Source organism: Mucilaginibacter gracilis, from assembly GCF_003633615.1.
Taxonomy (GTDB): Bacteria; Bacteroidota; Bacteroidia; order Sphingobacteriales; family Sphingobacteriaceae; genus Mucilaginibacter; species Mucilaginibacter gracilis.
In genome coordinates this window covers 2494841-2506503 of record NZ_RBKU01000001.1, presented here as the reverse complement: position 1 = coordinate 2506503, position 11663 = coordinate 2494841, and the positions used below count along the sequence as shown (strand labels likewise).

Here is an 11663-nt window from a genome sequence, read left to right as displayed (position 1 = left end):
ATGATAGATTTAAGTCAAACAGCATCTTGCTCCACCAAAGATTTGAGAGCGGTACGCGATGCATTGGAAGTGTTGAATGGAAAATGGAAACTACAAATATTGATTGCGATTCTTAGTGGAACAAAAAGATTTAAAGAAATTGCCCGTGAGATTGAGGGGATCAGCGACCGAATGTTGTCAAAAGAGCTAAAGGAATTAGAAACTCATCACCTTGTGGTGCGCAAGGTCTATGATTCTTTTCCTCCTGTAGTTGAATACAGTGCAACTGCTCACACTTCATCATTGGATAAAGTTATCTATGCTTTAAAAGAATGGGGATACCTGCATAGAGAAAAAATCATTCATGCTTCAGACGTTTAAAACCGGGGAACTGGATTGCCCTTTATACATTTCATTGGTTTGATATTTTTTCAAAAAGCATAGCAAAAAAAATTTCGCACATAGTCAGATGTAGAGATTCCGAATGTATAGAGAAGGCCATCTTGTTAAGCATTGCTTTTGATTCCTACAATTTGATTATTATCGATAATACAGGTCTCTCAGTATTGTTTTTTCCTCTAAAACAGTCTCGAGAACTCTTCCGTAACATTCATCACGTTGGTCAAGAAGCGTTTTAAGCCGATCTTACTCGGAAGAGCGAAGTATCATATATCCTAATGAAATTCAGAAACCGATCGCCGGGGCAGTTGGCATTGATCCGGTCATCCTTGTTTGAATCCGGGGTCTGGTGGCAAGTATAGAAATGCGGCTTTTAGAAGCTCCAAACTTTATTCGGGTTTTGCAGCTTCGTAAGCCCATCCGACAATTTGTTCAATAGCATTTAATATCTGTTCCTGTCCCTCGTTAGAGGTAACATCCAAATCACTAAATTTTCCGCCGTTATGGATAGTATGCAAAATCGTATAATAAATACCCCCAACCAACAGTGCACCGATAGCCCGGAAATTTACTTTCGAGCCGTTGAAGTGTGCGTCCGTTGTCTCAAGTAATTTTTGCCCCATACTTTCCCTTGCATTATGGATGCTCTTCATCAGCGGACTATTGGATGTTAATTCCTATAGAATCAATCGCTGCATATCCTTGTCAGAAGAAAAATAAGAGAATTGATTTTGAAGTATTGAAGTAATCAATTCTTTACTTCCCGGATAACTATTTGATTTTAGGAGATCATTCATTTTTTCGGTAAACAAAAGCCAGTAATCGTTTTCAATCACATAAGCTTCTATCAACTGGTTTAATCCGCCAAAATAGCGTCCAATCAGTTTCCTGTCTACGCCAGCGAATCTTGCAACTTTGCTGGCACTTTTTAGCGAAGCAAAGCCATCAACTTTTATAATTTCGCCAACTGCCCCTATCAATTTCTTTTTGGTGAGTTCTTTGTTTTTGATAGTTTGTGGTTCGTTATTTTTCATAATGATTGGTTAGGTTACATTTATATGCCTTATCGTTTTATGCTTTTAAGAAAAGGCAGGAACGATATGGAAAAACTGATATAGGGTGAAGAACCGTTACTTGTCCTGAAAAAATAATCGCTGGATTTGTCATTGTGGTCAAACAAGCGTGTAGAGATGCCGGTGTAGACTCCTCCGCTGACACCAAGAATCAGTTTTTTTGTCGCCAGATATTCAAATGATGCACCGGACCTGATATCGACTGTTTTTAATATCGCTTTATCCGGTAGTGCAGGCTGGTTTAGCTCAAAAAAATAGAGGTTGCTCCCCAATTCGCTTCCTACCACAACCCAGCTCCTTTTAGTGAGCTGTTTTTTTACCGCTATTTTAGTGGGCAGTTCCACATACAGGTCAAGGTCGGCAGTTTGAAATTTATGCCAATAACTGATGATCGGGATCACCGGACTAACAGCGGACGGATCGATGACCACAATCAGTCCTACATTAAATGAGGAGTACTTGCTTTTGCTGATCGGGACACTGATCAATCCCAGGTAATTAACTCTTTCTATACCTTTATCATCTGCCAGGCCTGTTAAGCTCCCGGAATAATTGACCGGATGACCAAAGATCGAATCTGCCCTACTAAAACTCAGGGTGATACCAACCGTCGATTTATTTATGCTTTGATCGGTGTTTGGAAACTCAGGGCTAAAACTCGTGATCTGACCTGTTTGAAAATGGACGTGCTGATAGCTGATCGTTCCCGTGATGGAATTCCTGGCCCATTGTACGACAGGAATATTAAAATTTTCCCGGATACGCTCCATGGCCATTTTGCCTTCGTATAGCTTTTTTCCGTTGAGTTCCCCCGTGATGTTTCTGCCCGCTATAATATCAGTGGCTAAAAATCCTTGTCTTAACCGGGGGTAGCTGATCGCATATTGCGACATAATTGGCATCGTTGTCGTATCGGTCAATTTTTTGGTACCTTTTTGGTTTTCAGTTTGTGCAGTTGCCGTAAGTGCATGGAAAAGTAAAATCAGCAAAAGGAGACGTTTTATGTTCATGTTAAAATTTATTTTGCCGTTCAGAAACCGGGGTGCCGGAACCGCAGATTGGAAGATTAAACAACTGTGTTTTTCCGAATATCCGGTAACCCGGTCCCGATTGGCGTTTATATAGATTAGTGATGGGGCTGTAATTGCAGGCTTTCTCTGCGTGTTTTTCTTCTTGAGACCCAGTCGATCAGGTGATCGATGATCAGGTACATCGACGGCACTACGAAAAGAGTTAGCAGCATTGAACTTGTTAACCCGCCAATAATTACCCAGGCCATGCCGTTTTTAATTTCAGCACCGGCACCAGCAGCCATTGCAATAGGCAGCATACCAAGGATCATCGCCAATGTTGTCATCAGGATCGGGCGGAGTCGTTCTTTACCGGCTTCTACCAGGGCTTCTTTTACAGGGCGTCCTTCGCTTTTGAGGTGATTGGTAAAGTCTACAATCAGGATGGCGTTTTTCGATACCAACCCCAGCAACATGACCAGTCCGATCATTGAGAATATATTCAATGTCTCCATACTCAGCGCCAGTGCCAGAAATGCGCCGATCATGGCGACAGGAATGGAAAACAAGACCACGAATGGATAAACAGCATTCTCATAAAGCGCTACCATAACGAGATAAACCAGTAAAATAGCGACTATCAAAGCGAATCCAAGACTTCCAAAGGCATCCTCCTGGTTCTTTACAGCGCCTAGGTACTCAATCGATACGCCGGCAGGTAATGAAAATTTGGCTGCCTTGGCTTTAATGTCGTCGGCCACCGATCCGCTGGGCCGGCCGGCTACATTGGCGTTTACAGTTATAGAACCTAAGCGATCAGTCCGTTGTAGGACGGTTTCACCTAAGCCCTCGGTTACCCGGGCAAACTGGCTTAATAAAAATGTCCGTCCATTGCTGTTGGTGAAAGATAGGTTGCTGACATTGTTAATATTCGACCGGTCAAAACCGTCGAGGCTGATCATGATCTTGTATTCGTTACCCAACTGCTTAAATTTACCTTTGTCGTTTCCGCTGAAGGCGTTTTGTATCGCTGCGCCTACCTGGCTCGCATCCAGTCCCAGCAGGCTCATCTTTTGCCGGTCAAGGTTGATCTCTACCTGTGGCTTCTGATCCTTTACAGAAAGGGCAACGAAACGGGTTCCCGGAACAGAGGCTATTATTTTCTTGTATTCTTCTGCAACCTTGCGCACGGCTTTAAGGTCTATCCCTTTAATCGCGACCTGTATTGGCGCGGCAGTAGCTTCCCCGGTGATCGACGTTGGCGTTGCTGTTATTTTTACGCCTGCTATCACCTTGCTCAATTGTTCCTGCATACGGTTGCCAAAGTCATCAGCGGTAATTTCCCGTTTGTTTTTATCCACCATACTGATCGTGATTTCCGCCAGGTTGGCGTTATTAGAGGTTCCCGCCACGCTTCCCCTTACAAATCCGATGCTGGAAAATACGTGTGTAACCTCGGGTTGAACCATGATCAGCTTTTCAGCTTGCTGGCATATCATATTCGTTTGATACAATGATGCAGATGGAGCCAGTTCCAGGTTAATCACAACTTCGCCCTGATCAGCGCTAGGTACAAACGTGCCGCCTATAAATCCCAGCGGCACTAAGGCAATTGCACCGATGATCATGACAATAACGGCAGACAATAAATATCTTTTTTTAGTGAGTACAAACTTCAATACTTTTCCGTAATCCTCTTTGAGCGTATCCAGGAAGTGCTCGAAGCCGAGGTTGAGCTTACCCCAAAGCGTGTTTTTATCCAGCTTTTCGATCTTGCCGAATGTACTGGCAAGTAATGGTGTAACGGTGAAAGACACGAACAAACTCATCAGCGTCGAGAATACGACGACCAGCGAAAATTCCTGTAAGAATGCACCAATGATGCCCCCGGCAAATGCGATGGGCAGGAACACGACCACATCAACCATAGTAATAGCTAAGGCGGTGAATCCAATTTCGCTCCGGCCTTCAAGTGCCGCTTTTTCCTTATCCGAGCCCATCTCCAGGTGGCGGTAAATATTTTCGAGGACCACGATAGAATCATCGACCAGGATACCCACGACCAGCGACATCGCCATCAGCGTCATTAAGTTGAGCGAAAAATGCAACGCATACATCGCGATGAATGTAGGAATGATCGATGAGGGTAAGGCGACCAGTACAAACATGGAACTGCGGAAACTATGCAGAAAAGCCAGCATGACCACACCAACAATCAGCACGGCCATACCGAGGTCTTCCATCACGGCACTGGCCGAATGAAGCGTATAAACACTTTGATCTGATGCTACCGCGAACTTTAAATGTTCTGATCTATATTGCCCCTCGATTTCCGTAAACTTTTTTTTCACCTTGTCACTTACCGCTACGGCGTTGGCATCATTTTGCTTAATGATCTGAATGCCGATGGATGGAATTCCGCTGATATGATTAATGGCAGTTGTTTTCACGGTACCGTCTACTACCTCGGCGATATCTTTCAGGTAAATACTCCCGCCATTTGGCTTTTGAAAGATGATCAGGTTGCTGAGCTGGTCTACAGAAACAACATTGGCATCAAACTGAATCGACATCTGCTGGTTCCTTGTCTCAATACTTCCAGCCGGAAAAGATTGGTTGGATTTGCTGATCGCATCGGTCACCTGAGCAATACCCAAGCCGTAAGCCTTCAATTTGTCCTGGTCAATATTAACCTGTATTTCCCGCTCATCCCCCCCAATAATGTTAACTTGCCCCACACCGGGCACATTTTGCAGCATAGGTAATAATTGCTTATCCACGAAATCATAAAGGTCACGGGGCGATTTATCAGAAGTAACACCCGCTTTGATAACCGGCACATCATCCAGGTTAATTTTGTTGACAATAGGTTTGTCAATATTGTCGGGCAAGTCGTTTTGCGCCTGATCTGCTTTGCGCTGAATATCACGCTCAGCCTGGTCTATGTCAGTACCGCTTTTCAGCTGAACTACGATTTGCGACACACCCTGCTGTGAAGTAGATGAGATCTTGTCGAGTCCTTCGACGGAAGAAAACGCATCTTCCAGCTTTTTGGTAACTGATGTTTCTACCTCTGTTGCAGCCGCTCCGGAATAGGTGGTACTCACCGAAACGGTCGGCACATCGATCTTTGGCAGCAGGTTATAGTTCAGGCTGAAGTAGGACCGTATCCCGAAGATGAACAGCACGGTAAAAACGACAATGATTAATAAGGGCCGCTTAACGGCAATTTCTGTTATTGATGGCATTACAGTTTTTATTTAGAAATAATTACCCTGGAACCTTCTTTTAAATTGATCTGCCCTGCGGTAACGACGACCTCGCCGGCATTAATCCCGCTGATCACCTGGATCATGCCGTTCATTTCAATGCCTGTCCTGATCGGCTTTTGATGAACGACATTGTTTTCTACCACATAAACGGATGCCTCCTTTACGCTTTGCGTTAAAGCGGCGCGTGGAATAAGCAAGATCTGCTGACTGGTCTTATGCGAGAAGTCAGCATAAACAAAAGTTCCCGTCCGCAGCAGTGCGCTTTCTTTATTATCAGCCATGATCTCCACGCTGTAATTATGTGTTTCATCAGCTTGAGGGCTGATAAAGCTGATCTTACCTTCAAATAACTGACCCGGATAAACATCTGTGGTGATTTTAACCCGCTGCCCGTATTCTAAGACTTTTCCAAATTTATTTTCTTCATCTTAACTCGACAACAAAATTCTCATTTTGGCCGGAACCCGTCAAGGGTACATAAACAGCACGGCCACACAAGCCCGCCCTTCGCTGCCCTTGACAGAACCCGTCCAAAATAAGAGGAGTTGTTTAAGAGTTTAGATGATAAACCCTAAGCTGCATATTTCATCAGATCCACATAGCCCGAGCCGCGATTGACAACAGCAAACATTCTGGAAATGATCTTATTGCGTATAACATTTAGCGTACTCATCTTATTTTTCCCCTCGCTCACTCTTCTTTTATAATAGCTTTTCATCTCTGGATTATATGCGCAAGCACATATAGCCACCATGTGGATTAATTTTTTTAGCTGCTTGTTGGATAAACTACTGACTCGTGTTTTTCCTTTTATACTCGTGCCAGACTGATGTTCAAAAGGGGCAGTTCCCACATAGCAGGCGAACTTTCGCCAGGTAGCAAAACGGGTAAAGTTGTGCGTATAAGCAATCATATTTGCGGCCAGTACAGGTCCTACACACTTAATACTGGTCAGTAATTGATAGTTTAATTTAACTGCTTCATCACTTTCTATTACCGCCTTTATTTGTTCTTCAATCTTTTTAACTTGAACCGTTAGGTTCATTATCAGGCTTTTATAAACTTGAAATATCTCCTTGTGCTCTTTTCCTTCCAATGCCTTTTTCCGTTCTTTCCATGTGGCTTCATACCCTCCACGATCACATACCAAGCGATTTCGTAATGTAAGCAGCGACTGAAGTTTGAGAATACTTTTGGCTGGTAATAGAGTTTCCTGAATGGTTTCGCGGTGTAGCCAAGCATATTCAGCGATTCTTTGTGCATCGATCTGGTCATTCTTTCCTCTTCTGATCCCTATAGATTGTTTGATCTGAAGCGCAGGAAGCATAGCGAATGGGATTTCAATATCATTTAGATAGGTGGCAAGTTTAATTGAATACATACCGGTATGTTCGAAGCATATGATCATCTCCGCCGGTTCCGATTGTTTACTATACTTTTTTACCCAACTTAAAAATAAAGCAAATCCTTTTTCCTCGTTACTGAATGTTTTAGAAGCACCGATTCCGTGCAGGTGGGCATCAATAGTAAGCTTTGATACATCGATGCCGATAAATACTTTGTATTTCATACTAAATAAATTAATGTGATGTACTCAGACTAAAACCTTTATAAGACCTGGTGTCTAAAATTCTAACTTGTCATTGACATCGACTTGTGACTCGGAACAGGGACTAATACGGGCCATAGGTCTTTAGCCTGGGCCTTGACTTGGTTCACCCTATTCTTTGTCAGCAAGATAGTTTAATAGTAATCACAAAGAACATCTAAAGGACTTGGAATAGGGACTAATACGAAGCATAGGTCTTGAACCTGGGCCTTGACTTGGTTCACCCTGTTCTTTGTCAACAAGATACTTTCAATTATAATCACAAAGCAAATCTAAAGGGTCTTGACCTGGTAAACTTCGTCCTCCGTCAGATTTAGCTGAACCTTCGCCTGTGATATATTGACGATGGTGGCTATCCGCGTTCCCGCATTGGCAAAGACTCCTTCCTCGACCGGTTTTTCTGCGATCATACCGCTCGTTGGTGCCTTTACTGCTGCATCGGCTATTTGCTTTTTATCGTGGGAAACCTGGTTGACAGCATCGAGGTAATTCTGACGAACCTCGTTTACTTTTTCCTGGGTGGCGGCCTGCCCCTGTAATAATTCAGTATAGGTTTGGAGGTCATGACGGAGTTTCTCCGCATTGGTCACTGACTTTTGCAGATCCAGCTCCATTAAGCGTGTGTCTGTAACCGCTAATACCTGGCCCTGGCTTACATGGTCACCTAAATTAAAGCGCAGCTGTTGAATAGTGCCCGAAGCTGTGGTAAGTACCTTTGCTTCTTTGAAAGGGGCTACGGCCCCTGTTTTTACCAGGCTGATTAGCTCAAGCTGCGTTTTCGCCTGGATAGCTTTAACCGGAATCCGCACCACGGTGTCTTTCGACGGCTGTTTTTTTTGGTTTAAAGTGCGCTTATTGGAGGCGAGCCGGAAGGCGATCAATGCAATGATGACTACAATGATCAGCCCGAAAATGTATTTACGTTTCATAGCTTAAAGTGAGGAATAGAAATTTTTGAGGTTGCCCGAGGCTTTTTCCAGGTCTATTTTGGCCTGGTAAAAGGTGTAAAGTGAGTTGAGATAGTTGTTCTGCGCATCTTTGACAGAGGTTCTTGCATCAAGCCAGTCAGTTAGGTCAGTCACCCCTTTTTTATATTGTAAGTCAGTCGTCATGAATACAGACTCTGCAAGCTCAATATTGCGTTTGTCGCTTTCCAGGTTGCTTTGCGCTTTGACTAATTTTGTGATCGCGCTCTGGTATTCCAGCGCATATTTACCGGAGTCCAGTTTGAGATTCTCCAGCGCGTTCATGCTTTTATATTTGGCTTGATTATATTGTGCGTTTCGCTTATAAAAATTGAATAAGAGTATGGATAGTTTTAATCCGATCGCGGAGTAAGGGTTCAAATGATTGAATGCCGGACCTATGGTAGTTCCATAGCCATATTCGCCATATTTGGCGTAGCCGGTCAGCGTGGGCAGAGCCCCTGCCTTGATCCGCTTTTGATCGATGTTGAGCAACTGAGAATTAATTTCTGAAAGCTGATAATCCGTCCGATTTTCAGGGGAAAAACGGGTGGCTTCAACGTTGGTAACCGGAGGATTAGCGAGGTTCTCTTGGGCAACGGTATCAACGGGCAGTTCAGTACTGATCGGGAAACCCATATCATATTTAAGCTGGTTCCGGGCAAGAGTCAGGTTGCTTTCGGCAACACGGATCTGTGATACCGCATTATTGTAGTTAACGGTCACCCTATCCAGATCTTTTTGCAGCGATATACCCTTCTGCACCTGTAGTTGTGAAATCTTCATCTGCTTGTAGTAGATTTCCAGGTTACTCCTTAACAGCCTGAGCTGTTCACGGTAAACATAGGTTTGATAGTAATCATTACCTATATTGTAGATGACCGTTTCTTCATTTTTTTTGATATTCAGGTCAGCCTGCTGCCTGCTGTATTTATTGGCTTTGAGCCCGGTAAGCAGTGTCTGGTCAAAAATTGTCTGATCAAGTTCAGCGACGCTATTAGTGTTATACCTTTGTGTGAGGGATATTCGAAGGGGATCCGGACCAAATATTCCTGCCGGAATGATGGATTGCTGAACTTTTAAATTATCATCAAAAGAGCTGCTTACATTCAGCGATGGCAGGTAAGCAGCAAGTGCTTCCTTCGCTTTAGCATCAGCGGCCTTTTTTTCGTTTTCATAGACCACACCGCTGCGGTTATTTTTCAGCCCATAAGCAATGCAATCCTTCAAATCCCACTGTTGCTGGGCAAACAGTTTAAACGGAAGGATACAAATAAGTATTAATATCAATTTCACTTTCATGCTGCATTAAATTCATTTTACCATTTATGCCTCATCGGAGGCGTGGTAATTGATTTGTTGCAGCAAAACTACCCGGGCAATGCTTTAAACGGGGGTATTTTAAAATGAAGTAGCCAAAAAGAACAATGAAGTGATCACTTCATCAGAAAATTGGTTTTTTTTCAAGAAATGTGTCGAAGCAAATCTTACCTGGAGTCTATTCTTCCATCCATTTAAAAAAAAGCTGGGCCTTGATTCTGCTGATGATAACCTTTTCCGGCGTCTCCGTATGCATAATCACATAGAGTTTACGGTTAAAATAATGCTCAATATTCTTGATCGAATCGCGGTTGATGATAAACTGCCTGTTTGCCCTGAAGAATTGGCGGGGATTGAACATAGACTCCAATAGCTCAATAGTATAGGGCACCGGATAACTATTGGCATTTAAATCGTGGAGGTAAACTGAGCCAAAAGCAGCGTAAACGAACTGAATGTCGGTTATACGTAAAGGGATGATCTTTTCCCGGTAATTAACCAGGATGTTCTGTTTGTAACCGGTGGTCATTTCTGCCACTACCCTCCGCAGGTTATTGGTGTATTGATTGTGATTTAACAGATGGGATTTAAACCGCAAATACTTTTCCATGCTTCTATGCAGCATTTCTTCCTCAAGGGGTTTCAACAAATAATCTATACCGTTTGATTCGAACGCCCTGATGGCATATTCATTGAATGCTGTACAAAAAATAACGGGGGCCTCGATAGTGATCTCCTTAAAGATTTCAAAGCTTAATCCATCTCCAAGCTGAATGTCGGAAAAGATCAGCTCAGGCGATATATTTTCATTTAACCATTTGATTGATGAGGACACCGAAGGAAGGATGGCTTCCACATTAATTTCACTGTCCAACTGGCGCAGCATGCCAACCAACTCTGTCGCAGTTTTCTTTTCATCTTCGATTATTACAACTCTCATGGCTTTAATAATGGTAAAGTAACTTCGAAATATCCGGCATCGTCACTGATCTTCATCGGACGGTCAATTAATAATTTATACCGGTCGTAAATATTTTTGAGGCCGGTACCTGTCCCTTCCTCCGGCGTTTTCTTCAGCTGCAAATTATTGGTCACAATGAGGGCCGGCGAACGGTCGGTCCTTATTGTGATGTGCAAGGGCTGATCAGGAGAGATGATGTTGTGTTTGATCGCATTTTCCAATAACAACTGCAGGGAAAGCGGCGGGATCAGCAGCCTAAGATCTTCCTCCGGTACGTCGATAGTAACCTGCAGCGTTTCTTCAAACCGCTGATCCATGATATAGAGATATGATTTGATAAAAACCAATTCATCTTTCAGGGGCGTAAGATAATGTTCATTAAAATTTAGCACGTAACGGTATACAGCCGCCAGCTGAACGATGTAATTCTTGGTCGCCTGGTCGGGAGCAATCGTTTTTAGGGTGCTTAATGAATTAAACAAAAAATGCGGGCTGATCTGCTGCTGTAATGATAGAAGCTGCGCCCGGAGATGGGCTCGTGCGAGAATCTCGTTTTCGAGTTTAGAATTCTGTAAAGCATTGTTGGTATGTATGCTGTAAAAAACAACATAGGAAATAATGCTCGCTAAAAATGCGCCCAGGAAATGTACCAAAAAGTCCGAAAAGGTTTTAAAACCGACGCCATTTTCAAAGAGTGTAGTTCTGGGTAAACAAGCATATAGAACACCAGTCAGAATAATCGCAGAAATGGTAGCTAAAAGATTACTCAGAAAATGCTTTGCATAATTATTTAGCCAGGGCAATTTGTGCAGTAAGAAAAAGCCGTGGATCAACCAGCAAATTAATAAGGACAAGGATATTTGCAGGACATATTCCGGGTATTCCCACCATTTGATTTCCACAGTATTATTGTGGCGAAGCAATGTACTCAACAGCCCAACCATAGCTAAAATGCCGGTTACTATAAAATACCATTTGAACTGATAAGCTCTGAGCATATATTAATCTAATTAAACCTGCAATTAAATCGTAAAGCGTTTTTAACTGGCCAAATCGGCTTGTAAAAGCACTAATC

10 protein-coding genes and 1 pseudogene are annotated in these 11663 nt (G+C 43.1%); 1 reads left to right on the top strand and 10 read right to left on the bottom strand.

Annotation, left to right across the window (positions count from 1 at the left end; translation table 11 throughout):
- On the top strand, positions 1-360 hold the full coding sequence (locus BDD43_RS10750; protein ID WP_121197671.1) for a winged helix-turn-helix transcriptional regulator: 360 nt from the start codon (positions 1-3) through the stop codon (positions 358-360).
- A 407-nt stretch (positions 361-767) separates the two neighbouring features.
- Here BDD43_RS10750 and BDD43_RS10745 read toward each other — a convergent pair whose 3' ends face one another.
- The 10 genes and pseudogenes from BDD43_RS10745 to BDD43_RS10700 all read right to left on the bottom strand — a co-directional run bounded on the left by BDD43_RS10745 (position 768) and on the right by BDD43_RS10700 (position 11586).
- Positions 768-1031, bottom strand: coding sequence for a hypothetical protein (locus tag BDD43_RS10745; protein ID WP_121197670.1), 264 nt, complete (start codon positions 1029-1031; stop codon positions 768-770).
- A 24-nt stretch (positions 1032-1055) separates the two neighbouring features.
- Positions 1056-1412, bottom strand: a complete 357-nt coding sequence (locus tag BDD43_RS10740; RefSeq protein ID WP_121197669.1) for a TetR/AcrR family transcriptional regulator — start codon at positions 1410-1412, stop codon at positions 1056-1058.
- Between the two features lie 29 nt (positions 1413-1441).
- A complete protein-coding gene (locus BDD43_RS10735) occupies positions 1442-2461 on the bottom strand; it encodes a hypothetical protein (RefSeq protein WP_121197668.1) in 1020 nt (339 codons plus the stop codon).
- 116 nt (positions 2462-2577) lie between these two features.
- On the bottom strand, positions 2578-5709 hold the full coding sequence (locus BDD43_RS10730) for an efflux RND transporter permease subunit (RefSeq protein WP_121197667.1): 3132 nt from the start codon (positions 5707-5709) through the stop codon (positions 2578-2580).
- An 8-nt stretch (positions 5710-5717) separates the two neighbouring features.
- Positions 5718-6122: pseudogene (locus tag BDD43_RS10725) on the bottom strand (efflux RND transporter periplasmic adaptor subunit); the annotation flags it as partial.
- Positions 6123-6304: 182 nt separating this feature from the next.
- Complete coding sequence (locus BDD43_RS10720) at positions 6305-7303, bottom strand: IS110 family RNA-guided transposase (RefSeq protein ID WP_121197665.1); 999 nt, start codon at positions 7301-7303, stop codon at positions 6305-6307.
- Between the two features lie 311 nt (positions 7304-7614).
- Positions 7615-8223 (bottom strand): efflux RND transporter periplasmic adaptor subunit, encoded by a 609-nt coding sequence (locus BDD43_RS10715; protein WP_162847036.1) that lies wholly within the window; start codon positions 8221-8223, stop codon positions 7615-7617.
- Positions 8224-8274: 51 nt separating this feature from the next.
- The gene (locus BDD43_RS10710; protein ID WP_121197663.1) at positions 8275-9609 is read right to left on the bottom strand and encodes a TolC family protein; all 1335 of its coding nucleotides are present in this window, start codon (positions 9607-9609) and stop codon (positions 8275-8277) included.
- 196 nt (positions 9610-9805) lie between these two features.
- Positions 9806-10567: a LytR/AlgR family response regulator transcription factor gene (locus tag BDD43_RS10705; RefSeq protein WP_121197662.1), complete on the bottom strand. Its 762-nt coding sequence runs from the start codon at positions 10565-10567 to the stop codon at positions 9806-9808.
- Entirely contained in the window at positions 10564-11586 is a 1023-nt protein-coding gene (locus tag BDD43_RS10700) for a sensor histidine kinase (protein WP_121197661.1), read from the bottom strand. Before BDD43_RS10700 ends, BDD43_RS10705 begins: the two co-directional genes overlap by 4 nt.
- Positions 11587-11663 lie beyond the last annotated feature (77 nt).

Coding starts and splice junctions, on each gene's coding strand:
- BDD43_RS10750 (WP_121197671.1), top strand. CDS start 1: ATGATAGATTTAAGTCAAACAGCATCTTGCTCCACCAAAGATTTGAGA.
- BDD43_RS10745 (WP_121197670.1), bottom strand. CDS start 1,031: ATGAAGAGCATCCATAATGCAAGGGAAAGTATGGGGCAAAAATTACTT.
- BDD43_RS10740 (WP_121197669.1), bottom strand. CDS start 1,412: ATGAAAAATAACGAACCACAAACTATCAAAAACAAAGAACTCACCAAA.
- BDD43_RS10735 (WP_121197668.1), bottom strand. CDS start 2,461: ATGAACATAAAACGTCTCCTTTTGCTGATTTTACTTTTCCATGCACTT.
- BDD43_RS10730 (WP_121197667.1), bottom strand. CDS start 5,709: ATGCCATCAATAACAGAAATTGCCGTTAAGCGGCCCTTATTAATCATT.
- BDD43_RS10720 (WP_121197665.1), bottom strand. CDS start 7,303: ATGAAATACAAAGTATTTATCGGCATCGATGTATCAAAGCTTACTATT.
- BDD43_RS10710 (WP_121197663.1), bottom strand. CDS start 9,609: ATGAAAGTGAAATTGATATTAATACTTATTTGTATCCTTCCGTTTAAA.
- BDD43_RS10705 (WP_121197662.1), bottom strand. CDS start 10,567: ATGAGAGTTGTAATAATCGAAGATGAAAAGAAAACTGCGACAGAGTTG.
- BDD43_RS10700 (WP_121197661.1), bottom strand. CDS start 11,586: ATGCTCAGAGCTTATCAGTTCAAATGGTATTTTATAGTAACCGGCATT.